General features: G+C 41.2%; 28 protein-coding genes, 2 riboswitches and 1 other annotated feature. Of the genes, 21 read left to right on the top strand and 7 right to left on the bottom strand.

All coding sequences use genetic code 11. The features are described from left to right. The first annotated feature begins 23 nt into the window (after positions 1–23). The 8 genes from NSQ54_13785 to NSQ54_13750 all read left to right on the top strand — a co-directional run bounded on the left by NSQ54_13785 (position 24) and on the right by NSQ54_13750 (position 5,534). Positions 24–1,511: an Rne/Rng family ribonuclease gene (locus tag NSQ54_13785; GenBank protein WYP25382.1), complete on the top strand. Its 1,488-nt coding sequence runs from the start codon at positions 24–26 to the stop codon at positions 1,509–1,511. An 83-nt stretch (positions 1,512–1,594) separates the two neighbouring features. Continuing rightward, positions 1,595–1,672: a sequence feature (ribosomal protein L21 leader region), on the top strand. A 12-nt stretch (positions 1,673–1,684) separates the two neighbouring features. Then, positions 1,685–1,993, top strand: coding sequence for a 50S ribosomal protein L21 (gene rplU / locus NSQ54_13780; protein WYP25381.1), 309 nt, complete (start codon positions 1,685–1,687; stop codon positions 1,991–1,993). 8 nt (positions 1,994–2,001) lie between these two features. Further along, positions 2,002–2,337, top strand: a complete 336-nt coding sequence (locus NSQ54_13775; protein ID WYP25380.1) for a ribosomal-processing cysteine protease Prp — start codon at positions 2,002–2,004, stop codon at positions 2,335–2,337. A gap of 6 nt (positions 2,338–2,343) precedes the next feature. Then, positions 2,344–2,625 carry a 50S ribosomal protein L27 gene (gene rpmA, locus NSQ54_13770; protein WYP25379.1) on the top strand — a complete coding sequence of 94 codons (282 nt, stop codon included), beginning with the start codon at positions 2,344–2,346 and terminating at the stop codon, positions 2,623–2,625. Between the two features lie 330 nt (positions 2,626–2,955). Continuing rightward, positions 2,956–3,237: an AbrB/MazE/SpoVT family DNA-binding domain-containing protein gene (locus tag NSQ54_13765; protein WYP25378.1), complete on the top strand. Its 282-nt coding sequence runs from the start codon at positions 2,956–2,958 to the stop codon at positions 3,235–3,237. Positions 3,238–3,334: 97 nt separating this feature from the next. Further along, entirely contained in the window at positions 3,335–4,483 is a 1,149-nt protein-coding gene (locus tag NSQ54_13760) for an amidohydrolase (GenBank protein ID WYP25377.1), read from the top strand. A 149-nt stretch (positions 4,484–4,632) separates the two neighbouring features. Continuing rightward, complete coding sequence (locus NSQ54_13755; protein ID WYP25376.1) at positions 4,633–4,803, top strand: hypothetical protein; 171 nt, start codon at positions 4,633–4,635, stop codon at positions 4,801–4,803. Between the two features lie 68 nt (positions 4,804–4,871). Beyond that, a complete protein-coding gene (locus NSQ54_13750; GenBank protein WYP25375.1) occupies positions 4,872–5,534 on the top strand; it encodes a uracil-DNA glycosylase in 663 nt (220 codons plus the stop codon). 96 nt (positions 5,535–5,630) lie between these two features. Here the strand turns inward: NSQ54_13750 and NSQ54_13745 are convergent, their stop codons facing one another. The 7 genes from NSQ54_13745 to NSQ54_13715 form a co-directional block, all read right to left on the bottom strand. Next, a complete protein-coding gene (locus tag NSQ54_13745; protein ID WYP25374.1) occupies positions 5,631–7,376 on the bottom strand; it encodes a methyl-accepting chemotaxis protein in 1,746 nt (581 codons plus the stop codon). 253 nt (positions 7,377–7,629) lie between these two features. Then, positions 7,630–8,751, bottom strand: a complete 1,122-nt coding sequence (locus NSQ54_13740; protein WYP25373.1) for an FAD-binding oxidoreductase — start codon at positions 8,749–8,751, stop codon at positions 7,630–7,632. A 54-nt stretch (positions 8,752–8,805) separates the two neighbouring features. Then, positions 8,806–9,867 carry an S-methyl-5-thioribose-1-phosphate isomerase gene (mtnA, locus tag NSQ54_13735; protein ID WYP25372.1) on the bottom strand — a complete coding sequence of 354 codons (1,062 nt, stop codon included), beginning with the start codon at positions 9,865–9,867 and terminating at the stop codon, positions 8,806–8,808. 12 nt (positions 9,868–9,879) lie between these two features. Continuing rightward, complete coding sequence (gene mtnK, locus NSQ54_13730; protein ID WYP25371.1) at positions 9,880–11,091, bottom strand: S-methyl-5-thioribose kinase; 1,212 nt, start codon at positions 11,089–11,091, stop codon at positions 9,880–9,882. A gap of 14 nt (positions 11,092–11,105) precedes the next feature. Beyond that, on the bottom strand, positions 11,106–12,092 hold the full coding sequence (locus tag NSQ54_13725; GenBank protein ID WYP25370.1) for an ABC transporter permease: 987 nt from the start codon (positions 12,090–12,092) through the stop codon (positions 11,106–11,108). Continuing rightward, on the bottom strand, positions 12,085–13,587 hold the full coding sequence (locus NSQ54_13720; protein WYP25369.1) for a sugar ABC transporter ATP-binding protein: 1,503 nt from the start codon (positions 13,585–13,587) through the stop codon (positions 12,085–12,087). The genes NSQ54_13725 and NSQ54_13720 overlap by 8 nt, the downstream gene beginning before the upstream one ends. Positions 13,588–13,595: 8 nt before the next feature. Beyond that, positions 13,596–14,699 carry a sugar ABC transporter substrate-binding protein gene (locus NSQ54_13715; protein WYP25368.1) on the bottom strand — a complete coding sequence of 368 codons (1,104 nt, stop codon included), beginning with the start codon at positions 14,697–14,699 and terminating at the stop codon, positions 13,596–13,598. Between the two features lie 82 nt (positions 14,700–14,781). Beyond that, positions 14,782–14,927: riboswitch (SAM riboswitch) on the bottom strand. A 188-nt stretch (positions 14,928–15,115) separates the two neighbouring features. Further along, a riboswitch (SAM riboswitch) is annotated at positions 15,116–15,224 on the top strand. A gap of 76 nt (positions 15,225–15,300) precedes the next feature. Between NSQ54_13715 and NSQ54_13710 the strand changes: the two genes are divergently transcribed. From NSQ54_13710 to NSQ54_13650, 13 genes are all read left to right on the top strand, one after another. After that, positions 15,301–16,524, top strand: a complete 1,224-nt coding sequence (locus NSQ54_13710) for a 2,3-diketo-5-methylthiopentyl-1-phosphate enolase (protein ID WYP25367.1) — start codon at positions 15,301–15,303, stop codon at positions 16,522–16,524. 2 nt (positions 16,525–16,526) lie between these two features. Then, complete coding sequence (locus tag NSQ54_13705; protein ID WYP25366.1) at positions 16,527–17,210, top strand: 2-hydroxy-3-keto-5-methylthiopentenyl-1-phosphate phosphatase; 684 nt, start codon at positions 16,527–16,529, stop codon at positions 17,208–17,210. Further along, positions 17,207–17,833, top strand: a complete 627-nt coding sequence (locus tag NSQ54_13700) for a methylthioribulose 1-phosphate dehydratase (protein WYP25365.1) — start codon at positions 17,207–17,209, stop codon at positions 17,831–17,833. The genes NSQ54_13705 and NSQ54_13700 overlap by 4 nt, the downstream gene beginning before the upstream one ends. An 11-nt stretch (positions 17,834–17,844) precedes the next feature. Further along, the gene (locus tag NSQ54_13695) at positions 17,845–18,387 is read left to right on the top strand and encodes an AraC family ligand binding domain-containing protein (GenBank protein ID WYP25364.1); all 543 of its coding nucleotides are present in this window, start codon (positions 17,845–17,847) and stop codon (positions 18,385–18,387) included. 85 nt (positions 18,388–18,472) lie between these two features. Then, a complete protein-coding gene (locus tag NSQ54_13690) occupies positions 18,473–18,949 on the top strand; it encodes a DinB family protein (GenBank protein ID WYP25363.1) in 477 nt (158 codons plus the stop codon). Positions 18,950–19,156: 207 nt separating this feature from the next. Continuing rightward, positions 19,157–20,098 (top strand): phosphate ABC transporter substrate-binding protein, encoded by a 942-nt coding sequence (locus NSQ54_13685; GenBank protein WYP25362.1) that lies wholly within the window; start codon positions 19,157–19,159, stop codon positions 20,096–20,098. A gap of 77 nt (positions 20,099–20,175) precedes the next feature. Continuing rightward, positions 20,176–21,117: a phosphate ABC transporter permease subunit PstC gene (gene pstC, locus NSQ54_13680; protein ID WYP28565.1), complete on the top strand. Its 942-nt coding sequence runs from the start codon at positions 20,176–20,178 to the stop codon at positions 21,115–21,117. Further along, the gene (gene pstA, locus NSQ54_13675; GenBank protein ID WYP25361.1) at positions 21,117–22,004 is read left to right on the top strand and encodes a phosphate ABC transporter permease PstA; all 888 of its coding nucleotides are present in this window, start codon (positions 21,117–21,119) and stop codon (positions 22,002–22,004) included. The genes pstC and pstA overlap by 1 nt, the downstream gene beginning before the upstream one ends. A gap of 32 nt (positions 22,005–22,036) precedes the next feature. Further along, positions 22,037–22,846, top strand: coding sequence for a phosphate ABC transporter ATP-binding protein PstB (gene pstB, locus NSQ54_13670; protein ID WYP25360.1), 810 nt, complete (start codon positions 22,037–22,039; stop codon positions 22,844–22,846). A 19-nt stretch (positions 22,847–22,865) separates the two neighbouring features. After that, positions 22,866–23,648, top strand: a complete 783-nt coding sequence (gene pstB / locus NSQ54_13665) for a phosphate ABC transporter ATP-binding protein PstB (GenBank protein WYP28564.1) — start codon at positions 22,866–22,868, stop codon at positions 23,646–23,648. A gap of 36 nt (positions 23,649–23,684) precedes the next feature. Next, complete coding sequence (gene phoU, locus NSQ54_13660; protein WYP25359.1) at positions 23,685–24,335, top strand: phosphate signaling complex protein PhoU; 651 nt, start codon at positions 23,685–23,687, stop codon at positions 24,333–24,335. 232 nt (positions 24,336–24,567) lie between these two features. Next, positions 24,568–24,939: a DUF1516 family protein gene (locus NSQ54_13655; GenBank protein WYP25358.1), complete on the top strand. Its 372-nt coding sequence runs from the start codon at positions 24,568–24,570 to the stop codon at positions 24,937–24,939. 24 nt (positions 24,940–24,963) lie between these two features. Then, a complete protein-coding gene (locus NSQ54_13650) occupies positions 24,964–25,413 on the top strand; it encodes a GNAT family N-acetyltransferase (protein ID WYP25357.1) in 450 nt (149 codons plus the stop codon). Position 25,414 lies beyond the last annotated feature (1 nt).

Genomic DNA, 25,414 nt, shown 5'->3' with positions numbered 1-25,414 from the left:
GGAATAGAGGGAGTGTCTTCTGAGTGGGTAAGTTAGTCATTAATGCAGCGACACGTGAGAAAAGGGCTGCGGTGATAGAAAATGAACGGGTTGTCAATCTGATGATCGAGCAGCCGCATCAACAGCGAATTGTGGGTGCGATTTATAAAGCAAGAGTGGAGAAGGTTCTTCCCGGTATGCAAGCAGCATTTGTGAATATTGGTCGTGAAAAAAATGCGTTTCTATACCGGGATGATCTCTTATCCTTTTACTGTAGTGAGGAGGACAGTGAGACAAAGAAGCATAAAAGCATTTCTCACTATGTTCATCAGGGAGCAGAATTAATCGTACAGGTTACAAAAGAAGAGATCGGAACAAAAGGATGTCGGGTAACAAATGTCGTGACGATTCCAGGTCACCATTTGGTGTACTTGCCTCATAGTGAGTATATTGCAGTGTCTAAAAAATTTAAAACATCAGAGAGTAGAGAGCAATGGCGATTGAAGGCTGAACAGTGGCTGAGTCATCCAGAGGGCTTAATCCTACGCACGGCTGCTGAAGCTCAAACCGAATCAACTCTACTTGCTGAGTTGGATGGGTTAAGAGAAGAATGGCAACGAGCAGTTCAGGATGCTAAGTCTAAGCGAGTACCCGCACTGATTATGCCTGCCCCGGGCTTTATTGATCAAACGTTAAAGGACTATGCGTCAAGTGGTCTTTCTGAAATCGTTGTAGATGATCTGGGCGGTAAAAAACGAATGGATCAATTTCTGGCGTTTATGCAGCTCTCTTTGAAGACGACATTATACCGTGGTCAAAAAAACATCTTTACTGAGTATGAGATCGATCGACAGCTTGATTTGGCTACCAGAAGGCAGATTTGGCTAAAAAGTGGAGCGTTTTTAGTGTTCGATCAGACAGAAGCAATGACAGTTGTGGACGTAAACACAGGTAAATTCACTGGGAAAACAAAGCTTGAGGACACTGTATTAAAGGTGAATCTAGAAGCTGTAGACGAGATATGCAGGCAGTTGCGTCTCCGTGATCTTGGAGGGATTATCCTTATTGATTTTATTGATCTGCGAAACGAAGCACATAAAGTAAAGCTCACAAAAGCTCTTGAGGCAACACTTAGAAAAGACCGGACACAGACGAGTGTACGTGGCCTAACTAAGCTTGGTCTTATGGAAGTTACTCGAAAGAAAGTGAAGGAGAGCTTACAAAAAAGTCTGCAAACAGAATGTCCGGTTTGCAGAGGGACAGGCTATCTTCTTTCAAATGAATCGTTAGCTTTTAAAATTGAAAGAGAGCTTTGGGAGTATCGTGATCAAGCAGAAGCTGTTGTCATTAAACTCCCGAGAGAGGTTCAACCAGTCTTGTTTGGAGAAAGAAATGAACATAAAATACGTCTTGAGCAAACGCTTGGACTTGAGCTGTTTACCGTTCATCCAATAGATCTGCATTCCCATTCATATGCTATTCAATATGTAGGAGAAAAAGCGGAAGCAGAGCGCCTTATAAGCACGTATTAAACCTGTAAAGACGCGCGAAATGTTATTGACTTCATATTTTTATTTATGATATGATGAAACATGTTAGTTATTTGGTTGCACCCAAAGAACTACAACCGCTCGGAACAGGTTTTAAAAGAGACTTTGTCTTCTTACCTGAAATGGCGAGTCTGAGTATATAAGGAGGTGCAGATATGTACGCAATTATTGAAACAGGTGGAAAGCAGTTAAAGGTTCAAGCTGGAGACACGATCTACATCGAAAAGCTTTTTGCTGATGTTGACGAAGTGGTAACGTTTGATAAAGTTCTTTTCGTTAGTGGAGATGAAACAAAAGTTGGAGCTCCATTAGTAGAAGGTGCTACTGTTACTGGTAAAGTTGAAAAACACGGCCGTGACAAAAAAATCATCGTTTACAAAATGAAAGCTAAGAAAAACTACCGTCGTAAGCAAGGTCATCGTCAGCCATACACTAAAGTAGTGATCGACGCTATCAACGTGTAAGGTTTGATATGATTAAAGTTCGTATAAATCGACTTACAACAGGTCGCATTGCATCTTTTTCAATGTCGGGACATGCTGAATCAGGTCCTTATGGCCATGATTTGGTATGTGCCGGAGCTTCTGCCGTGTCTATTGGTGCAGTAAACGCTGTTCAGGTATTATGCCAGACAGAGCTTATTGTTCAAATGGAAGACGATGGAGGGTATTTAAGTTGTACAGTGCCAGACTCTTTAACGGAAGCACAGCATAGAGATGTGCAGCTTCTTCTTGAAGGAATGGTCTTGTCACTTAAATCTATGGAAGAAGAATATGAAGCATTCATATCCATAACAGACAGGAGGTGAATTTTCATGTTGAAAATGAATCTACAATTTTTCGCATCCAAAAAAGGGGTAGGTAGTACAAAGAACGGTCGTGACTCTGAGTCTAAACGTCTTGGTACGAAGCGTGCAGATGGTCAGTCTGTAACAGGCGGAAGCATCCTTGTTCGCCAGCGTGGTACTCGTATCTATCCTGGAACGAATGTTGGAAAAGGTGGAGATGACACTCTTTTTGCGAAAGTGGACGGCGTTGTGAAATTCGAACGTGTTGGTCGTGATCGTAAGCAAGTTAGTGTATATCCTGCATCTTAATGAAAAAAGCTCTCTCACTCAGGTGAAAGAGCTTTTTTTGTTGTGATGAGAGTATGTCTATCACGCTAAGTCAAAAGTCTGATCCCTTTACAATCGATCGTGTCGTTTTAGTAATCTACTTTATGAACAAGAAAAAAATGTAATTTACCTATTACCATTCGAGTGTTAAAAGAGTATTTTACCAATTTCTCTGTTAAAAGACTTTGATGTGATATAAAATAAAAGGGCATACAATGAGTTGTCAGTCACTTCCGTTTTTCTGGAATCGTCCCTCAATTGTTGCAACAAAGAATGCGGAAAAAGATTGAATAGAAGGAGTCGTGATTTAACATGAAATCAACAGGTATTGTACGTAAGCTAGATCAACTTGGAAGAATTGTTATACCAAAAGAATTAAGAAATATGCTTGAAATTGAAATCAAGACGCCTCTAGCGATCTTAGTTGATGGTGAGCAAATCATTCTTGAGAAGTATCAGCCGTACCGTGCGTGTATGGTGACTGGAGAAAGCTCAGATGACAACATTTCTCTAGCAGATGGACACATTATTCTTAGTCCTGAAGGCGCTGAGAAAGTGATGAACGAACTACAAAAATATATGGACCAAAAGTAAATCTAGTAGACTGACTTTCAGATGAAAGTCAGTCTAAAATCAACCTTATCCTTCGTAACACGAAGTAAAGAGTAGATCATAAGAAAGGTGTGTCAGAATGAAAGCATATATTAACGCAACAGTATGGACAGGGAATGAATACATAGAAAAAGCACAGCTTATTATTAATGGAAGTGAAATTGAAGCGATAGGTAATGACTTAACCATACCATCTGAAGCGGAAGTCGTTGATTTGTCCGGGAAATATGTGACACCTGGTTTAATCGATGTTCATACCCATCTAGGTGTGCACCCCGAAGGTCTTGGAATTGAAGGACATGACTTTAACGAAACATCTGATGCATCTACACCATACGTCCGGTCACTTGATGGAATTAGCCCACAAGACAAAGGATTTTTAGAAGCAAGGAAAAATGGTGTCACAACCGTACAGATTCTGCCTGGGAGCGCAAACGTTATTGGTGGAGAAATCGTTGCGGTTAAAACGATTGGCCATGTTGTAGATGACATGATTATCAAGAGCCCCTCAGGTATGAAAGCAGCACTTGGTGAAAATCCAAAGAAGGTTCATGGGTCAAAAGGGAAATCTGCGGTTACACGTATGGGTGTGGCAGGCCTTTTGCGAAAAGAATTAATGCGGGCGGAGGATTACCAGAAGTCGCTCGAAAACGGTGCGGTAACATCACGTGACCTTGGACTCGAGCAGCTTGCAAAGGTGATACGTCGTGAAATCCCACTAAGGGTTCATGCGCACCGTGCCGATGATATTGTTACGGTATTGCGTATTAAGAATGAATTTAATATTGATGTGACAATTGAGCATTGTACAGAAGGTCATTTGATTTTGGATCATCTAGCAACAAATCTTGTTCCTATTGCAGTAGGTCCAACCATGTCTGCAAAGTCTAAACAAGAGCTCGCAAACAAAGCTTGGGATACTATGGTTCTGTTTGAGAAGAGAGGTATTCCATTTGCGATTACAACAGATCATCCTGTGGTAACGATTGATCATTTGTTAACAACCGTTAAAACAGCGGTTAATCACGGAGTATCAGAAGAGACGGCTTTGAAGGCGATTACCAGCCAAGCGGCCGTTCATATCGGACTCGCCGATCAGCTTGGTTCACTAAAAAAAGGACTGGATGCCGATTTGGTTATTTGGAGTGAATCCCCGTTTGCGCTTATGGCTAAGGTAGAAGAAACCTTAATAAATGGAGAAACAGTCTATACGCGCGAGAAGCAATAGGTTTATATTGGATGCGGGACGGCTATACTAGTAAGGAAAGTTCTTTTGTTTTAACTAGACAAATTGCTTTCCTTTCTTTTTTTTAGTCTCAAGATCAGTTATACTAGAATAGAATAAATGGAAAGTTATAAGCAGGGAGGAGCTTACAGGTGGGACACCTGGATTTTTTAAATGATGCTGAAACTGCTGATGTTAAGCGCTTACAAAAAAGAGTGATCCAATCAGATGATGAGCGATTGCGCAAACGATCCATCACTCAAATTATTTTAATTATCGAACGAGCTAGGCTTCGAGAACAACAAGAACATTGTAAGATATAAGAAGAGATACGAATGATTCAGATAGCCACCTATATTAGGTGGTATTTGTTTTTTAGGAGGGGAGAAGCGTGACTTCAAAGAGAAAAGTAACAAACGAATTGATCCAACTATGTAAAGAACGAATGGAACCCTATGCATGTACCGGGTTCTTAATGGGTGCAGGCAAAGAAGACGCAGAGATAATGCTTGTAGGGGAAGCTCCCGGACGACAGGAGGTTATTGAAAATAGACCCTTTATTGGTAAAGCAGGTCAAGTGATGGACGACTATTTTACGTGGCTGGGGTTAACACGAGAAGATGTGTACATTACCAGTGTGATACGCAGCCGTCCGTACCAAAAGACAAAGCCGGGTTATGAGAAACCAATAGACCAACGTGGGAATCGTACACCGAACCAGGCAGAAATTTTGGCGCATGCCCCTTTGCTTGATGCACAAATAGAAGAGGTTGATCCTAAGGTGATTGTCACATTAGGAGGAGTCGCTTTTAGAAGGCTGACCGGCATGAAGGAGCGGTTAACCGATGTTCATGGAACCCCTTTTCAAGCAAACATTTTGCAGGTAGAATCACTTGAGAGCAACCGATATATCCCATCTGATAAAACGTACACCATCTTCCCAACCTTTCACCCAGCATCGATCTTCTACAATCAAAAGCTAAAAGTAGCTATTGAAGATGATATGCAAAAGTTAAAAGACTACTTAACTACAGAGATACAACTGAAAAGATAAAGCAATTAAATCATACTTAAAAACAATTAAAAAGAGCAACTGGTTCAACGATTGAACCAGTTGCTCTTTTATTTTTTGCACCGTAAATCATACAGTTTATTTTTCATACCGATAATAAGATAAATCCTCTTGTAGCTGTTGGTTTAATCCAGTTAAGCTTTCGGCCGTTTTTGCTACAGTTTGAATGGCATTTCCTTGCTCTTCTAAGGATGCTGACATTTCTTCAACAGAAGCGGCAGTTTCCTCTGATACACTTGAAGCGTGTTCAATCGCTTCTTGAATCGTATCGGTAGAAGTTGTGACATGGACTAATTCAGATTCTAGTTGTTTGATCGTCGTAGCGATCGTAGATATGGCGGTATCAATTTCTATAAATTCATTAGACGTCTGTTTAACAGCTTTACTAAGCTCTGAAGAATATGTCCCTGTTTCTCCCATTAATAACACGGTTTTCTCCGTTTCTTTCTCAATGCTTTCAATCATTTGTTTAATCTCATTCGTTCGAACATTAGCTTGCTCCGCTAGCTTTCTCACTTCACTTGCAACAACAGCAAATCCACGACCTTGTTCCCCGGCTCGTGCAGCTTCAATACTTGCATTTAAAGCTAGAAGGTTGGTTTGCTCCGCAATGCTAGTAATAACGGCTGTGATACCTGAAATATCTTGTATCTTTAAGTAGAGATTCGTCACGCCAACACTTATACGGTCTGAAGCATCTAAAGAGGCTTGATTTGATCTCTCTAATGTTGAAATGATTTCTTTCCCTTTTGCGACTGCTTGACTTGAACGCTCGGTCGCTTGGTTTATTGAATCCTTTTGATCATTCATAGCAAGAACAGATTGATTCAAGTCGCTTGTTTGATTGGTTGTCTGCTCTAAGTGTGCCGCTTGTTCTTGAGTACCAGAGCGGATTTCATCAATCGCTCGTACAATTTCTTCACTGCTAGCTGATGTTTGTTCTGAGATCGCAGAAAGCTCGGTTGCTTGCTCAAGTACATTGGAGCCTTTCTCCTGTAAGCTGGAAAGTAAGGTTTGGAGTTGCTTAGACATTTTATTAAATGCAAGTCCTATTTGACCAATCTCGTCTGATCCCGTTGGTAATTCGTTCACTTGAAGGTTGCCATCAGAAATCTGGTTAGCCACGGTAGCAACTTGTCCCAATGTACGGACCTTTTTACGAATAACAAGGTATGATAGGGCAACTGTGGCCACTGATATGATAATAATAGTCCAAATCATAAAGACTTTGAAAGCCTCTACTTCTTCATAAAATTCGGTTTTAGTTGCTGTCATACCAATGTGCCAGTTCCATGGTTCAAAATAAGTCATATACGCAATCTTATCAACCATTTCCCCATTTTCCTGAGTGCGTTCATATTCTGTATAACGGTTTTCTGGAGCCGCCTGAGTAGCAGAGGCAACAAGCATTTCTTGAACGGTCGTATCTCCTGGAATTTCTCCAATCGGATTCGTTGGATGAAGCTGGACAGTGTAATCATCCAAATAGGCAACAATGTAGCCGTCCTTTTTGTACGTAATATTAGAGTGGTTCGCATCATAACCAGATTCTATATTAGGACCGGAAATGAGGACTCGTGCACGTTCCTGTGCTTCATCGAGTGCTAATGTACCCGCTTCAACATCTAGTTGTAAAGATTCTAACAATGACAGGGTAGCATCTACTGAATGTTGAATGTCTAGCTTTCCTGCGGTTGTTAACTGCTCTTTGGCAAAAAAATAGCCTATTCCTGCTGTTAGAGCTGTAGAAACAATTAAAGAAGCTACAATAAACAAAGTGAGTTTAACTGAGATGCGATGTAACAATCTTTTTTTCTTTTTCAAGTGTGTATCCCTCCATACTCCATCTATCGTCAGAAAATTAATCGTTATGAATAGGGTTGGAAATTATATTTTTGAAGAAAGGAGGAGGGAACAAAGACGATGGGACATAACATTGATGTGGTTAGCAAAACACGAACATAGCACAGTGTCCGCTGAAGGAGAATTCCTCGCTCGTTTTGCAAAAAAAAGGAATGGCGAATGATTCGATCGTAAAATCATTCGCCATTTTCTCATTAATTTTTTGGTATTATTTTTACGTCTCTTTAATAGCATTCTCTAAATCATAGTGAGCCAAGTCAATCGAGGATTCTTCATCCAAAGCCATTTTAGCCAGCTCAGCTCCGATATAAGGTCCCATTGTTAATCCAGATGCGCCGAGTCCGTTTGCCACAAGAACAGAAGGGAGGTCTGGGACTCGTCCAATAACCGGGAGAAAATTAGGGGTAAAGGGTCTAAATCCTACCTTAACATCTTCAACAGATGCGTCTGTTAAACCCGGGGCATTGTGAAGGGCTTTTGTTAGTAGTTCTGAAACACCAGAGGCTGTAACACGATGATCAAAGCCGACATGATCTTCGTGAGTTGCACCCGCAACCACTCGACCATTCGGGAAGGCTAGAAGATATTGATCTCCCTGCGGCATAACAACTGGCCAATTCTCTGTTTCTTTGGAGTGCATATCGAGGTGAAGAATTTGCGCCTTTTGTGCCTTGACTTCAAAGTTTATCCCAAGTTGAGCTAATAATTCACCTGCCCAAGCGCCGGCAGTCACGATAAGAGAATCAGTATGATAAACCATGGCATCAACTTGTACTGTGACATTATGAGCTTCATTTGTTCTTAAAACCGCATCTCCAGAAACGTATGTTGCTCCATTTCTAACAGCTGCTCGCAACAAAGCATCCTTCAATGCCCCACCATCTACACGTGCAGCTCCACTGACATGTACGCCTTCAATACCTTCTGCTAAGGGTGGGAATAGAGCTTGAACTTCTTCTGGTGTCAGGCGTGTAATCTCGCCCATTTCTGGTGCGTCAATCTTTCGCTTTTCAGCTCGTTTAATGAGATCATCAAGCTTTTTAGAATCGGTGTGTAAGCTGATCGCTCCAACCCTCGCATAGCCTGTATTCGTTTCCCCATCTGCTTCTAATTTACTTATCAGATGAGGGTAGTAGGCAGCTCCTGCCTTTACTAATGAATACCAGGCTTTGTTACGTCTCTGGGAAATCCATGGGCAAATGATGCCGGCAGCTGCCTGTGTTGCTTGTCCTGGTTCATCTCGGTCAATGATCGTTACATCCGCACCAAGTCTTGCAAGGTGATAGGCGGTGGATGCACCGAGAATGCCTGCTCCAATAATGACATGTTTTTTCATACGAAACGTTCCCCATTTCTAAACAAAAATAAAAAAGGTGAGACTGGCTCACCCTTATTGATCACGTAATTCATGAAGTTGATCTGCTTTAAATATCCCTTTCTCCGTTACGATTGCTGTAATCAAAGAATGATCGGTGACATCAAAAGCAGGGTTGTAGGTTTTCACATTGGTAGGTGCCATAGGTTCAGTATACCACTTTGACGTAATTTCTTCAGCCGAGCGTTCTTCAATCACAATTTCTTGTCCAGTTTGACATTCAAAATCAATGGTTGAAGTAGGGGCACATACATAAAAAGGGATACCGTAATGTTTTGCCAAAATGGCCACACCAGATGTTCCAATCTTGTTAGCTGTATCTCCGTTTGCAGCAACTCGGTCACAGCCAACTAGAACTGCTTGGATTTTGCCCTCGCTCATGACGATGGACGCCATGTTATCACAGATCAGTGTCACATCAATATTTGCTTCGGAGAGCTCCCAAGCGGTTAATCGGGCACCTTGAAGTAACGGGCGCGTTTCATCAGCAAATACTTTAAACTCATAGCCCTTTTGCTGTCCTAGATAGATCGGAGCCAGTGCTGTCCCGTACTTAGCTGTTGCGATGGTTCCAGCATTACAATGAGTTAAGATGCCATATTCAGGTTCAAGAAGTGTAAGGGCATGTTCGCCAATGGCTTCACAGACCTGTTCATCTTCTAGTTGAATCGCTGTTGCTTCTTCTCGTAAGCCAGTTATGATTGTTTCGATTCCATCTGATTGACTGACTAATTGTAAAAACCGAGCTTCCATTCGATCCAGGGCCCAAAACAAATTCACGGCAGTAGGGCGGGAGGAGGCAAGGTACGCCTTGCTGTCAGAGAACGTATGTCTTACCTCCTCAATTGTAACAGCCGGACTATGCTTTACTGCTAGATATACCCCGTAGGCTGCCGCAATACCAATGGCGGGAGCACCGCGCACCTTGAGCTGGACAATGGCATCCCAGATGTCCTGAGGTTCTTTTAGCTCTACATATACCTTTTGACCCGGCAGAAGGGTTTGATCTAAGATCACCAAGGACTCCTCGTCATCAGACAGTCGAACGGATTGAATGACATCAATAAGTTGCTTCATTTTTCTCTCTCCTTACGCATATTCGCTAATGACGCGAGTAAAATCTTCACCATGAAAGAAATCCTGTCTGTTTAAAATAAACACCTTTGCAGCTTTTAAGCAAGCAATCTCAGCAGCAGCCCGTTTTGTTGGATCTATTATACTTGTCAGATCTTCAACTGGCGCAAGTCCAATGACTCTACGCGCAAGCTCAAGACCAACCACAGCAGCCGTGTCTATGAGTATTTCCTCCAAATAGTATTCCAAGAACCCAGGGTATTGGGCGACCCGTTCTGTGACTTGATCGTAAAATGCATACGTGAATTTCTCTTTAAACTGATCAACAATTTCCTGTATGGTTGTAAGTAAGTAGGTTGTATATGATTCACGTTCTGTCGGATCCTCAATTGTTTGATCACCATTCACATAAGCAAAGATCAGGTTTGCAATGATATTACCTATGTCATAGCCAGCTGGTCCGTAAAAAGCAAATTCGGCATCGATCACCTTTGTTTGATTTTCCGTTACAAAGATTGACCCCGTATGAAAATCACCATGAATCAGAGATTGTGCCTTCGTTAAAAATTGAAACTTGAGCTTAGCCGTTTCTAACGCTAACCGTTCATCCCCCCAAAATTCTTCTCGTACATAGGGGAGGGTCTCACTAAATACTTCATTTCGTGGGCAGTCATAAAAGGGTTCTGTATAGACTAAATCTTCTGTTATCTCACAAAGCTCGGGGTTAATGAACGCTTTAACCTGCTCTTTCTTATCTTTATGATTCAGAACAAGGTCGGACGTGTGTAGCAATGTCTGAACAAGAAATGTAGAGAGATGATCACTTAACAACGGATACGTTTGTTTATGTAAAAAAGCTTTCCTGAGAATCGTATAATCCGAGAGATCCTCCATGACGGTACAATTCATAATGGGATCATAGTGATAAACTTCTGGTACATAGTCCGGAACCAATTCTCCTTGTATTTTTAAAATGTCATGTTCAATTCGATTACGATCAGGTGATACTTTAAACTCGTCAGAAATTCTGGCAACAGGACCAGCTTGTTTAATGATAATTGATTGAGAGGTTTGCGGATCGACTAATCGAAACACATAGTTTAAGTTTCCGTCACCAATTTCCTCGCAAGTGATGGCAGAGCCTTCAGGGAAGATCGACAACGTTTTGGCGTACTCAATGGCTTCAGGTTCTGTCATAGTGAAATAACGTTCAGTAAAGGTTGTCACAGGAATTCCTCCATTTACTTAAATTTATAATAGGTAATAGCAAGGGCGAAAGCGAGTACGGAGCCTTTTACAATGTCCATTGCGTAGTAAGGTACGCTTAACATTACAAGACCGTTTGCTAACACACCAATCAAAATAGCTCCAATAAATGTACCAATCGCGTTCGGTTTGCCGGCACCAAAGACAGCGAAGCCGATAAAAGCGGCTGCTACTGCGTCCATTAAATAGGAACCACCTGCATTAATTTCTGCAGTCATCACACGGGAAGCTAAAACGATGCCTCCGAGTGCGGCGAAAAAAGCGGAAAGAAGGTAAGCTAACACCTTGTATTTATTAACAGCAATGCCCGAGAGTCTTGCTGCTTCTTCATTTCCACCGATAATATAAAGGCTTCGGCCATGTTTTGTATAAGTTAAAAACAGATGAACAACAATCACACAGATTAACATGATAATAATGATGTACGGTACCTGCCCAATCTTTGAAAAGAACGAAGGGATGGAGCCCTCTGCATAGCTTCCATCAGACATAATCATGTTTTCAGAAATAGATGCTCCTCTAGTGTACGTAAGAGCAACCCCTTGAATAATAAACATGGTAGCTAACGTCATGAGTAAGTCTGGAATTTTGATTTTTACAATCATAAAGGCATTAAATAAACCAACTACTAAACATGCGATGATTGCAATACCTACACTTACAAGCGTTGGTTGTGAATACCAGACAAACATCGACATGACGACTGCATTAGACAGTGAAGCATTTGAACCGACAGAGAGGTCAAATCCACCCACTGCTAATGAGATCGTAATCCCAATCGCGATAATGGTAACAATAGAAATCGACCTTAGGATGGTGATGACGTTACTCGTCTGCAGAAAGGAAGAATTCGCAAGCGAGAAGCCAACAATTAATAAAAGGATTAGAATAATCGTTCCGTAACGATACAAAAATTGAAAAAAGGTTAATGATGAAGAATGGTTCACATCAGGTTCAGACATCTTGATTTCCTCCAGTAGAAAGGTAGAGAAGTTCTTCTTCGTTTGTCTCTGCCGTTCGTAATTCCTTCACAATTTGTTCATCATAGAGAACGTAGGTCCGATCCGTCATACCAATCACATCTGCTAGTTCACATGAGGCATAAATAATTCCTTTTCCACGCGCGGCGAGCTCGTGAATGATAGTGAATATATCTTTTCGGGCACCGACATCCACCCCTTTGGTCGGTTCATCAAATATATACACATCTGCATCGGTCGCTAACCATTTTCCAATCGCGACCTTTTGTTGATTACCACCAGATAAATGCTGCACTAGAACATCAGCATGTGGGGTTTTAATGCTGAGATCTGAGATGATTTTTGAGGCACTCTTTTTCTGTGTTGATTGATTTAACCATCCGAGCGGACGGCTATGCTTAGTTAGCGTGGCGGCAGTTACATTTGTTTGAATAGATTCTTGAACCATAACTCCTTCTTTGCGACGTTCCTCTGGTATAAGCGCTAACCCAGACTCAACGGCCTGATAAGGAGATTGGAAAGTGACAGTTCGGCCTTTAAATGTAAGGGAGCCAGACTTAGTCTGACTTGCTCCAAATAACAGCTTACAAAGCTCTGTTTTTCCTGCACCAACGAGTCCTGCTAGACCAATAATCTCCCCGCTTCGAACATGTAAAGATGCCTGTTGAACCTTAAAGCCGTCCGAGAGAGAATCAGCAATTAGTAATGGTTCTCCAATCGTGGACAAACGGTCTGGATATTGTTGTGTAAATGGCTCACCTAGCATGTCTTCAACCACTTGATTGATAGAAGTGTCAGAAGTCTGTTTAGTCGACACATGACACCCATTTTTCATTACTGTAATCTCGTCACATATTTCAAAAAGCTCTGGAAGGCGATGAGATATAAACACAACAGCCACTTGTTTCGCAAGCAATTCACGAACCATTATGAAGAGGCGTTTAGTCTCAGATATACTGAGTGGTGCTGTTGGTTCATCTAAGATGAGTAATTGACACTCAGACATAACAGCTGCTGCAATTAAAACCATTTGCTTATCCGCAAGTGATAATTCACTCACTAATTTTTTTGAAGAAATGGTTATACCTAATGAATGTAGTGCAGCAGATGCTTTTTCGTGGAGGGTTTTCCAGCGAATGAAGGTCTTGCTGCTTTTTTTGCCATATGCTCGCATCTGCATCGTTTCTCCAACCGTCGCATATGGAACTAATGCCTTATCTACTTCTTGTTGTACAATTTGAATGCCTTGGTCCTGTGCTTCTTTAACGGAACGAATGGAAATGCTGTCTCCATTTAATGTGATGGTGCCTGTGTAGTGCGGTGCAGAACCTGATAATACATTCATTAATGTTGATTTTCCTGCGCCGTTTGCACCGATTAGTGCATGGGCAGATCCGCTTTTAATCGTGAGCGATGCATTGTTAAGTGCCCGAACTCCAGGATACGTAACAGAGATCTTTTCCATTTGTAATTCCATAGCATCACCTATTGCTTGTTATGTTCTTTTAATGTTTTCATCCAGTCTTCCTCAAACGCCTCTGATTGGCCCCATTCAGGGATGACTTCAGATAAGGACACCATATTGACGTTTGATGCCTCTTTTAGCTGATCACTTGAAATCAAAGAAGCTTCCAAATCATAGAACTGTGGCGTTTCTTCATCAGCGAGTTTTTTTGCCAGAAGACGTAAGTTAATGGTTCCGATTAATTTTGGATCAACGGCAGCTGTATATTGCCATGTGCTTTGCTCCTCTTGCATAATCTGAAGGTCAGCGTTTGATACATCAATTCCGTAAATGTTAATCTCATCACGACCTGCTTCTTCAAGTGCGCGAGCTGCACCTATGGCAAACGCATCCCATGTTGCAAAAATAGCATCAATTTCTCCCTCAGGATATTTGTTTAAAAGAGCGGCTACAGCATTTTGAGTCTGGGTCGATGTATCTTCAGAGGCTACGCCAAACCGTTCTAATTCGTTGATCCCTGGATTGTCAGCAAGCACTTCCTGATAGACCGCATCACGACGAACCATTGGTGGAAACCCGTCAACCCATAAGTACAGGATGTTGGCTTCATCGTTATAATCCTCAAGTAATTGAGTTAATGCTAAACTAGCAAGCTCTTCATCGTCCTGTGAAGTGAGTGTGACCCCTTCAATAGACTCAAGGTCTGGATTGGAATCAAACGTAACAACTTGAATGCCTTTATCTACTGCCCGTTTTACCGCATCGACAGTTGCTGCGTCATCTCCGTGTGAAAGAATTAGACCATCATAATCGGCATCAATTGCTTGTGAGATGGCATCATGATAGCTTGCTGAATCTCCATTTGCTGTAAATGTATCTACTTCAAAGCCTAACGCTTTTCCTTCTTCTTGTACGCCAGCAAGATACTGGGCCGTATGATCATCTCCACCAATCTTACGAATAACCTTCACTTTAGCGCCCTCGCCTTCAGCAAAACGTTCTGGTACGCCTTCTAACTGAACATCAGCTTGAGCTTCAGTGGATGTACCATCTCCACATCCTGTTAGTAAAAACACAGCAGCCGTTGTTGCCCCGAGTGTTGTTAATCCAAATGATTTTTTCATCCATTCATCTCTCCATCTTTATAAAGTAAAATCAAAAAAGCCACTTTCATGAAAGAAAGAGGCTTGATCACTAGGATTCCACCTCTTATCTTTCAGACTCCACATGAGTCTGTTGGATGTAGCACCGTGCCTTAAAACCTTAAAGGTTTTCATTCTCACATATAAGAATGAGTAGGTCGGTTGCCGGGCTTCACAGGGCCAATTCCCTCAGCCAGCTCTCGATAAGAGTTACATATTCAGTTCGTTAGGAATTAACTTCATTTTCCCAATCAGAGTAATTGGTTTTCATATTACGAGGAATGAATCCAGTTGTCAATAGATTCTGATAAAATGATTTTTGCTAATTGACAGAATAGAAGGACACTGTCATAATCCTTAGTAGATTTATCAACATTACAATATGAATATTGATTTTACTCTTATGAAGAGCTGGTGGAGGGAAGATCCCGATGATACCCGGCAACCTGTTTGGACGTTTGTCTGTTCAAGGTGCTAATTCTCACAAGATCACTTGGTAGATAAGAGGACAAGATAAATGATTAATACCGTCCTCTTTAACATATTAGAGGGCGGTTTTGTTTGTATAGAGAGGAGACGAGAGATGAGCTTTATAACTGTTACTTATCGAGTATTCGATCAAAAACATGATCTACATAAAAAAGCAGAGTCCATCGCACTTGGTTTAACGATTGGTTCATGGACACATCTGCCGTCACTTGAAAAAAAGCAGTTGGAGCGTCACAAGGGTGAGGTTATTGAAGTAGTTGAGGAGGAAACAACTGAACAAGCTGCAAGTTTTTTTAATGAGTCACGTACCATAGGTCGAATTAAAATTGCGTATCCTTTGGCTAACTTCTCTGCAGATCTTCCGGCGATTCTAACAACTGTTTTTGGAAAGCTTTCACTTGATGGAGAAATTAAATTAATTGATATCGTATTCCCAAAAGAGCTAGAGCAGTCTTTTCCAGGTCCATCGTTTGGTATAGCAGGTGTAAGAGAACTGGTAGGTGTATATGACCGTCCTCTTTTAATGAGTATTTTCAAAGGAATGATTGGTAAGGATACACAAGAATTCACACAGCAATTAACAGATCAACTTCTTGGTGGAGTTGATTTGGTGAAAGATGATGAAATCTTATTTGAGAATCCATTAACACCTTTTCATAAAAGAGTAGAGATAGGGAGCAGAATTATAGACCAAGTCTATGAAGAGACGGGAGAAAAGAAGCTCTATGCAGTAAATCTCACCGGACGGACATTTGAACTAAAAGAAAAAGCAAAACAAGCCGTAGATCAAGGGGCCACAGCGCTATTATTTAATGTCTTTGCTTATGGGTTAGATGTATTGCAGGCATTAGCTGAGGACCCTGATATCCACGTACCAATTATGGCGCATCCAGCTGTATCTGGAGCTTTAACTGCCTCACCATTTCATGGCATATCAAACCGTGTATTACTCGGTAAGCTATTGCGAATAGCTGGAGCAGATCTTGTGTTATTCCCTTCTCCTTATGGCAGTGTTGCCCTTGATAAAGTAGAGACGGATGCCATCGCACATGCATTAACAGAAAAAGGCCAACTGAATAAAGCCTTCCCTGTTCCATCAGCTGGGATCCACCCAGGATTAACGCCAATGTTGATTCATGACTTTGGGCTTGAGTGTGTCATTAACGCGGGTGGTGGAATCCACGGACATCCAGGTGGTGCAAGAGCCGGTGCAAAGGCATTTAAAGATGCCATTTACGGTGTGATGAACACCTCTTTACCTGAGGCTGCGGACGTATCACCTGAACTAAAGACAGCACTTGAGTTATGGGGGAATTAGAGATGAAAGAAAGAGTTGAGAAGACACCGATTATTTTTTGTGATTTTGACGGAACCATTACCACAAAAGATAATATTATCGCCATTATGCAGCATGTGAATCCTCCTGGCTGGGAGGCAATCAAGGAGGACATATTAGCTGAGCGTGTGTCCATTCGGTCAGGAGTCGGTAAGTTATTTCAATTAATTCCTTCAAGCTATAAAGAAGAAATCATTAAATTTGTGTTAGACAAGGCTGAGATCCGTGAAGGGTTTCCGGAGTTTCTTCAATACGTACGGGAAAACCACATTCCATTAAAGGTTGTAAGTGGTGGAATTGATTTCTTTGTAGAACCCGTCCTTAACCCTTTTGGTCTGACGCACAGCTTATACTGCAATGGAAGTCGTTTTGATCAACCAACCATTCATATCACGTGGCCACATCGTTGTGATTCGCATTGTTCCAATGATTGTGGATGCTGTAAACCAACGATTTTAAGACAATACCCAAGTGAGGCGTACTACAAAATAGTGATAGGGGATTCAATTACAGATTTGCAGGCAGCTAAGGAAGCGGATGAAGTCTTTGCATGTGGATCCTTTCTATTAGATAAATGTCGTGAGCTATCTCTTAAGCATTCAGCATTTACTAGCTTTCATGAAATTATTCACCAATTTGAAGAGAGACGGGAGGAGGTTACAAGGTGAAGGGAACGAAGCTTCTATACACAACTCATTGGAACGAATTAGCGGATATAAAGGATGAATTGGCTGCAAGAGACTGGTTTCCTGGCACAAGTGGTAATCTTTCCATAAAAGTGGCCGATTCGCCCTTACAGTTTCTCGTAACAGCCAGTGGCAGGGATAAGCGTAAGCGAACCTCTGAAGATTTTTTACTAGTTGGTGAGTCCAGTCAGCCTTTAGAGGATACTCCACTAAAACCTTCGGCGGAAACGATCCTTCATCAACGAATCTATGAAAAAACAGAAGCGGGTTGCTCACTTCATGTGCATACGGTTGCCAATAATGTGATCTCAGAGCTATACGCAGATGAGAGTGAAATCACATTTCAACATCAAGAGCTGATCAAAGCCTTTAATCTATGGGAAGAGGATGCATCAATTACCATTCCAATCGTACCAAATTACGCGGATCTCCCATTTCTTGCAGAGGCTGTTGCCAATGAGATTAAACCAGGCGTGTTTGGTGTTCTCATCCGAAATCACGGCATTACAGTATGGGGTAAAAATAGTTTTGAAGCGAAAAAACATCTTGAGGCGTTTGAATTTTTGTTTGAATACCAATTAAGACTAAAACAATTAACCAAATAGGAGGAAAATACATGGCTATCATTCATATTCGTCAAACAGGACAAACGATTGCAGAGGAATCTGAGGTACGTGCATTTTTGGAGAGCCAGGAAGTGCTATATGAATTTTGGGACCCAACCAAACTTTCTGAACGATTACAAAATGAATGTCACCTTACTGATAAAGATAAGGAAGAAGTACTCTCCACATTTAATGAAGACATTCGTTCACTTGCAGAGCGTCGTGGGTACAAAAAATGGGATGTTATTGCCCTAAATGAACAGACACCAGACTTAGATGTGCTCTTAAAAAAGTTTGAGCAAGTGCATACACACACAGAAGATGAGGTACGTGCGATTACTGCAGGTTCTGGTACGTTTGTAATAAAAGGTGCTGAGACAGGATATTTTGATGTAAATCTATCTCCTGGTGATGTGATTTCCGTGCCTGTTAATATTCCGCACTTCTTTACATTATCAGAAGAACGTCAAGTTGTTGCTGTTCGTTTATTTATTGATCCAGAAGGTTGGGTAGCACACAAGTTTGATGATCCTGATTTTAAGAAAGCACAATAATTAAAGGCCTTTTGCTTTTCTCCATCCATCATTCTGGCTATACTAGACACGTAAAGATTGGTTGAATGATAAGGAGAGATACGAAATGTTTAGAACAAAAGCAGATTTTTTAGAAGAGTGGACTCGTGAGAAACAATTAACTCTACAAGTATTAGAGTCACTTACAGACGAGAAACTTGACCAAGCCATTGTTGAAGGGCATAGCTCACTAGGATGGTTAGGCTGGCATCTAACGACTACCATTCCGTTTTTCGCCTCTATTGCAGGTGTTGAGAATGTTGGAAAGACTTCTTCAACCGTTCCGGATCAAGCAAAAACAATTGTGGATACGTATAACGAATTCAGTTCAAACCTTTTAGAACAAGTTGAACATACATGGACTGACGAAAGCTTCACTGATATGGTTGATTTCTTTGGAGCCCAAAGCCCTAAAGGCGCCGTTCTTCGTATGCTTGTAAGCCATCAAGGCCACCACCGTGGGCAAATGACCGTTCTATTACGTCAAGCTGGACTGAATGTACCTGGCGTATATGGTCCAACAAAAGAGCAACAAGCAGAGTAGTAACCACTCGGAAACAAATCCAATTTTGGATTTGTTTCTTTTTTATGTTGGTTATGTAAACGCTTATAAATGATTGCGCTTTCTTTCTCTTTACACAATCTTTACATTCAGATCATAACTCCTTAATAGAACAAGCTTATACTTCAGTTGAAAGAGAGGCTAACGCCTAGTAAAAACATTTGGAGAGAAAATAGGGAGGTTGTTACATTGAAATTGAAAAAGCTTCTTTTATTCATGATGTTATCTGCACTACTTGTGATTGCTGTGGCATGTGGAAGTGGAGACGATAGCAATGACACAGGAACTGATTCCACAGGTGGATCAGACTCAGAAAATGGGGAAGAGGCAACAAGCGGCGAGGCTGAAGGGCAACTAGTCTTATCTGGTTCAAGTGCGATTCAACCACTAATGGCTGCTGGTGCTGAAGAATTTATGGGTCTTAATGCTGGTGCTGACATTCAAGTACAGGCTGGTGGATCTGGTCAAGGTCTTAGCCAAGTTGCTGATGGATCTGTAGACATTGGAAACTCTGATGTATTTGCTGAAGAAAAAGAAGAAATTCCTGCTGATGAATTAGTAGACCACCGTGTCGCTGTAGTAGGAATGGGACCTGCTGCTCATCCAGGAGTAGGCGTTGAAGATGTAACATCTGAACAACTTATCGACATTTTCACAGGTGAAGTAACAAACTGGTCTGAGCTTGGTGGAGAAGATGTTGATATTACCCTAGTAAACCGTCCAGATTCTTCTGGTACACGTGCTACATTTGTTAATTACGCTTTAGATGGTGCTGAGCCAGCTGAAGGAATTACAGAGGATTCTTCTAATACTGTTAAACAAATCATTTCTGAAACAGAAGGTGCAATTGGATACCTTGCATTCTCTTACTACAATGATGACACTGTTCTTCCATTAAAATTAGATGGCGTAGAGCAAACGGATGAAAATGTAACAACTGGTGAATATCCAGTTTGGGCTTATATGCACTCTTACACAAATGGTGAGCCTGAAGGTCTTGCTAAAACTTTCCTTGATTACATGATGAGTGAAGATGTTCAACAAGTAATCGTTCCTGAACTTGGCTATATCCCATCAACGGATATGCAAGTTGAGCGTGACGCAGAAGGAAACCAAACAGACGTACAATAAACAACGTAATAGGCTGAGAGAAGACCGCTCGTAGGTGTTCTCCAGCCTTTATCTTCTATATCTATCGCAAGGGGGCCATTGTTATGGCGGCACAGCAACAAACTGTCCATGACCGTTTACTAAAGAAAAACAATCGTAACGCTGAAAAAATTGAGCGCAAGGGGAAAATCATTGTTTATGGGTGCGCAACAATCATTATTTTGGCGACTATATCTATTACACTCTTCCTGATGACTAAGGGGCTTCAGGCATTTGTGGTGAATGGAGTTAACCCAATCAGCTTTTTAACGGGCCTTGATTGGAACCCAACCCGAAGTGAAGCAAATGGTGGACCAGTATATGGTGCACTCCCGTTTATTTTTGGATCATTTGCAGTAACCATTTTATCTGCTTTAGTAGCTGCTCCGCTTGGGGTTGGGGCTGCTATCTACATGATTGAAATTGCACCTTCCTGGGGCAAACGAATTTTACAGCCTGTTATTGAATTACTTGTTGGAATTCCATCAGTCGTTTATGGGTTCATCGGTTTAAGTGTGATTGTTCCGTTTGTTAGGCAATATGTGGGTGGACAAGGTTTCGGTCTACTTGCGGGAACCATCGTTCTTTCTGTCATGATCCTACCGACGGTGACAAGTATTGCGACTGATGCACTGCGCACGTTACCAAACGGACTAAGAGAATCCTCGCTTGCACTTGGTGCAACGCGCTGGCAAACCATCCGCAGAGTTTTATTACCTGCAGCGTGGCCGATGCTACTGACAGCCATCGTTTTAGGAATGGCGAGAGCATTTGGGGAAGCTCTAGCGGTTCAAATGGTAATCGGAAATGCTCGTACTATTGCAGAATCATTAACAGATCCTACAGGTACACTAACGACAATTATTACGTTAAATATGGGACACACAGTTCAAGGAAGTGTTGATAACAATGTCTTGTGGTCACTTGGCTTAATCCTACTTGTGATGTCGTACATCTTTATCATTATTATTCGATTCTTATCATCTAGGAGGTCATTTTAATGAATACAAAAATGACTGATAAGCTTGCGACAGGGTTATTTACAGCGATCGCAGGAATTATTATTGCTATCCTTGCTGGACTATTAGGCTATATCTTTTATAAAGGCTTTGGCGTCATTTCGTTTGATTTCTTAACAAATCCACCAAGCTCGTTTCGCGCGGGCGGAGGAATAGGGCCACAGCTATTTAATTCATTTTATATCTTATTCTTAACGATGGTTTTCACCGTTCCACTCGGAATTGGTGGAGGAATTTATATGGCTGAGTATGCAAAGCCAGGAAAAATCACAAACTTTATACGTACTTGTATTGAAGTACTTGCATCATTACCTTCTATCGTTGTAGGGATGTTTGGATTGTTACTTTTCGTTTCCATCACAGGATGGGGCTATACGATTATCGGTGGAGCTCTTGCGCTAACAGTGTTTAACCTTCCTGTTATGGTGCGTGTTTGTGAAGATGCGATCACTGGTGTACCACGTGACCAGAAGGAAGCAAGCTTTGCCTTAGGAATTACACATTGGGATACAATCCGTACGGTGATTCTGCCTGCTGCATTCCCGTCAATCTTAACGGGTGTCATTCTTGCATCAGGTCGTGTATTCGGTGAAGCAGCTGCACTATTATTTACAGCAGGACTAACAACACCACGATTAGAGTGGTTAAACCTTAATCCATTTAGTGAAACATCACCATTAAATATATTTAGACCAGCAGAAACATTAGCTGTTCACATTTGGAAAGTTAATACACAAGGACTTGTACCAGACATTCGTGAAATTGCAGATGGAGCATCAGCGGTTCTTGTGATCGCAGTACTTTTGTTTAACCTATTTGCTAGATGGTTTGGTAAAAGACTTCATAAGAAACTAACAGCTTCGAAATAATAAGCTTTAAACTAATAAGGGGAGGCGTTCACATGTCCATTGTAACGGCTGAAAGACAAGAGATGGCGAGTGGAGAAAGCGCTGTGGCTACAAATCAAATTTTAACGGTAAAAGATTTGAACATTTATTACGGGGAAAATCATGCGGTTCAACATTTAAATTTAGATATAGACAAACAAGCAGTTACGGCATTAATTGGACCATCTGGATGTGGGAAATCAACGTTCTTGCGAAGCATTAATCGTATGAACGATTTAATTCCGATCTCCCATAATACAGGTGAAATTGAGTACCAGGGGTTAAATCTTCTTTCTAAAGAAGTGAATGTGGTAGCACTTCGTAAAGAAATTGGCATGGTGTTTCAACGTCCAAATCCGTTTCCAAAGTCGATTCAAGAAAACCTAACGCACGGTTTGCGTTTTCATAATGTACCTCGCAAAGAATGGAAAGAACGAGTAGAGGATTCGTTGAAAAAAGCTGCATTATGGGATGAAGTGAAGGATCGTCTTAAAGAATCAGCTCTTTCATTATCAGGTGGACAGCAGCAACGTCTATGTATTGCTCGTACGCTAATGATGAAGCCAAATGTACTACTTTTAGATGAGCCTGCATCCGCACTTGATCCAATTGCAACGGCTAAAATTGAAGAACTCATTCTTGAACTAAAGAAAGAGTACACAATCGTGATCGTGACGCACAACATGCAACAAGCATCTCGTATCTCTGACAAAACGGCCTTCTTCTTTAATGGAAAATTAATTGAGTACAACCGTACAGACAAATTATTCTCTAATCCAGATGAGAAGCAGACGGAAGATTATATCTCTGGACGATTTGGATAAGGGGGACTAAATCATGGCAATGACAATGGAGAAACAAGCACAGGCAATACAGACAGTATACAATGTCAAAGATTTTAATTTGTGGTATGGAACCAATCATGCATTAAAGAACGTTTCGTTTGATATTAATGAATCAGAGGTAACGGCGATCATTGGGCCATCAGGGTGTGGGAAATCAACATTTATTAAAACATTAAATCTGATGATTAATATGAATCCAAGTGTAAAGATGTCAGGCGATATTGTTTATAAAGGAGATAGCCTGCTGTCTGGGAAACCAGATTTAGTAGATTTACGAAAAAAAGTTGGAATGGTTTTTCAAAAGCCCAACCCATTCCCAAAATCGATCTACGAAAATGTAGCATACGGACCACGCGTTCACGGTATTAAGAAAAAACAGGTTCTTGATGAACTCGTTGAACAAAGCTTAAAAGACGCCTTTTTGTGGGATGAGGTTAAGGACCGACTGCACACAAATGGTATGGGATTATCAGGTGGACAGCAGCAACGTCTGTGTATCGCACGAGCACTTGCGACGAAACCATCCGTACTATTAATGGATGAGCCAACTTCTGCCCTTGACCCGATTAGTACATCAAAAGTAGAAGAGTTAATTGATGAATTACGTAAAAGCTATACAATTGTCATCGTGACACACAATATGCAGCAAGCGGCACGGATATCTGATAAGACAGCCTTTTTCTATATGGGTGAGCTAATGGAGATCGGCGATACAAATAAGATTTTTACAAATCCGGATAACAAAAAAACAGAGCAATACATTTCAGGACAGTTTGGGTAATGATTAAGCACGTGTCATTGTTTAAGGAGGAGAATTATGCTTCGTAGTTCGTTTCATCAGCATTTAGAAAATGTAAAGGATCAAATCTCACATTTAGGTAAGGAAGTATTAAGTCAATTTGATCAAGCAATTCAAGCATTTGAGCATTCAGACCTTGATGTAATGAAGAAGGTTATTTCTTATGATGAACAAATTAATAAGTATGAGCTACAAATCAACAATGAAGTGTTCCAGTTAATTGCACGTCAACAACCCGTTGCAACCGATTTGCGAAGTTTGATTGTCGCTATGAAGATAGCGGGTGATCTTGAACGAGTGGGCGATCTGACCGTAGATATGGCAAAAGTTTCAAAGCGTATTGAAGCAGAAAGTTATCTCGAGAAAAAGCACGAACTTCTTACAATGGCATTAGATGCGAGAAAAATGCTGGAAGAATCCTTGGTTTCATTCCAGACCAAAAATCTAATTGTAGCCCAAAAAATGGCGGCATTTGATGATAAGGTGGATGCCCAATTTGGACAGTTTATCAAAGGACTTTTCCAAAGCGATACAAGTGAGCACGGGGCCGAACAGCTAACACAGCTCGCATTTATCGCCCGTTACATTGAGCGTATTGCGGATTATGCAACCAACGTTGCTGAATGGGTGATCTACGAATCAAACGGTGAGCATTTTGATTTGAATTAAGTATTACATCTTATAAAAGGCTGATGTCTCGTAAATAGAGTCATCAGTCTTTTTATTTTTATGAGTCTAGTGGGTGCGAGTACTCTCCTAGAGAGGAAAAGGAATGGTACACTACACCACTTTTTGCATTAGCTGATCATTCTCAAAATATGATACACTTTTATCATAAACGTTTACCCAATGAATCGGCACCAACGCTCATTGCCGATCAACCAATACGCAGGAGGGCACCTTGGACGCGCAAACATTTTTAATCTATTACAAGGTTCACATCGGTAGCTGGGGTTTGCTACTGCTCTTATTTGGAATCCTTTTTATTTTATATAAATGGAAGCTGCCATTTGCAAACCGCCTGTTACGTGTCATGATCTGGTTTTTGTATATCGGTCAGGTTACGTCAGGAATAGCGATCATATACGCATATCAATTCCCGATTCAATATGTTATTAAAGGATTGATGTCGCTGATTTTAATTTACGCAATGGAAGTGATTTTACGGAAAACAAAGCGAAATCGTAGCGGTACGTCTGCTTATTGGTTTATATGGTTTATTGCACTTACGATTGTATTATTACTTGGATTTAATGTTGGAATGAATACATAAAGGATACTAGAGAAGAGGGATTAAATGAACTGGAGAATTAAATCGTTTGAAGAGCTTTCAACTAGTGAGCTTTATACCATTCTTCAAGCAAGAGTGGATGTATTTGTCGTTGAACAAAACTGTGCATACGAAGAAGTAGATGGAAATGATGCGGAGGCCATTCATGTAGCAGGATATGTTAATGACAAGCTTGCTGCATATTGTAGACTCTTTTTGCCGTCAGCTCGCCGGGAGCGTGCTTCAATTGGTCGAGTACTTGTCACTAAAGAGTTCCGAAGTTCTTCCTATGGAAAAGAACTAATGGCTCAGGCTATTCAAACACTTGAGGCAGATTACAAGCAGAACAGCATCCAAATTCAAGCTCAATATTATTTAGATCGCTTTTATCGGTCATTTGGGTTTGAGCCAATTTCAGAGGTCTATCTTTTAGATGATATTGATCATGTGGATATGGTACGCGTGAAAGGAGAATAGC

This window comes from Alkalihalobacillus sp. FSL W8-0930 (assembly GCA_037965595.1).
Taxonomy (GTDB): domain Bacteria; phylum Bacillota; class Bacilli; order Bacillales; family Bacillaceae_D; genus Alkalicoccobacillus.
The sequence above is the reverse complement of the archived record's forward strand: the minus strand, read 5'-3'. Positions and strand labels throughout refer to the sequence as shown.

Coding starts and splice junctions, on each gene's coding strand:
- rplU (WYP25381.1), top strand. CDS start 1,685: ATGTACGCAATTATTGAAACAGGTGGAAAGCAGTTAAAGGTTCAAGCT.
- NSQ54_13775 (WYP25380.1), top strand. CDS start 2,002: ATGATTAAAGTTCGTATAAATCGACTTACAACAGGTCGCATTGCATCT.
- rpmA (WYP25379.1), top strand. CDS start 2,344: ATGTTGAAAATGAATCTACAATTTTTCGCATCCAAAAAAGGGGTAGGT.
- NSQ54_13765 (WYP25378.1), top strand. CDS start 2,956: ATGAAATCAACAGGTATTGTACGTAAGCTAGATCAACTTGGAAGAATT.
- NSQ54_13760 (WYP25377.1), top strand. CDS start 3,335: ATGAAAGCATATATTAACGCAACAGTATGGACAGGGAATGAATACATA.
- NSQ54_13740 (WYP25373.1), bottom strand. CDS start 8,751: ATGAAAAAACATGTCATTATTGGAGCAGGCATTCTCGGTGCATCCACC.
- mtnA (WYP25372.1), bottom strand. CDS start 9,867: ATGAAGCAACTTATTGATGTCATTCAATCCGTTCGACTGTCTGATGAC.
- NSQ54_13725 (WYP25370.1), bottom strand. CDS start 12,092: ATGTCTGAACCTGATGTGAACCATTCTTCATCATTAACCTTTTTTCAA.
- NSQ54_13720 (WYP25369.1), bottom strand. CDS start 13,587: ATGGAATTACAAATGGAAAAGATCTCTGTTACGTATCCTGGAGTTCGG.
- NSQ54_13715 (WYP25368.1), bottom strand. CDS start 14,699: ATGAAAAAATCATTTGGATTAACAACACTCGGGGCAACAACGGCTGCT.
- NSQ54_13710 (WYP25367.1), top strand. CDS start 15,301: ATGAGCTTTATAACTGTTACTTATCGAGTATTCGATCAAAAACATGAT.
- NSQ54_13705 (WYP25366.1), top strand. CDS start 16,527: ATGAAAGAAAGAGTTGAGAAGACACCGATTATTTTTTGTGATTTTGAC.
- NSQ54_13695 (WYP25364.1), top strand. CDS start 17,845: ATGGCTATCATTCATATTCGTCAAACAGGACAAACGATTGCAGAGGAA.
- NSQ54_13690 (WYP25363.1), top strand. CDS start 18,473: ATGTTTAGAACAAAAGCAGATTTTTTAGAAGAGTGGACTCGTGAGAAA.
- pstA (WYP25361.1), top strand. CDS start 21,117: ATGAATACAAAAATGACTGATAAGCTTGCGACAGGGTTATTTACAGCG.
- pstB (WYP25360.1), top strand. CDS start 22,037: ATGTCCATTGTAACGGCTGAAAGACAAGAGATGGCGAGTGGAGAAAGC.
- pstB (WYP28564.1), top strand. CDS start 22,866: ATGACAATGGAGAAACAAGCACAGGCAATACAGACAGTATACAATGTC.
- phoU (WYP25359.1), top strand. CDS start 23,685: ATGCTTCGTAGTTCGTTTCATCAGCATTTAGAAAATGTAAAGGATCAA.
- NSQ54_13650 (WYP25357.1), top strand. CDS start 24,964: ATGAACTGGAGAATTAAATCGTTTGAAGAGCTTTCAACTAGTGAGCTT.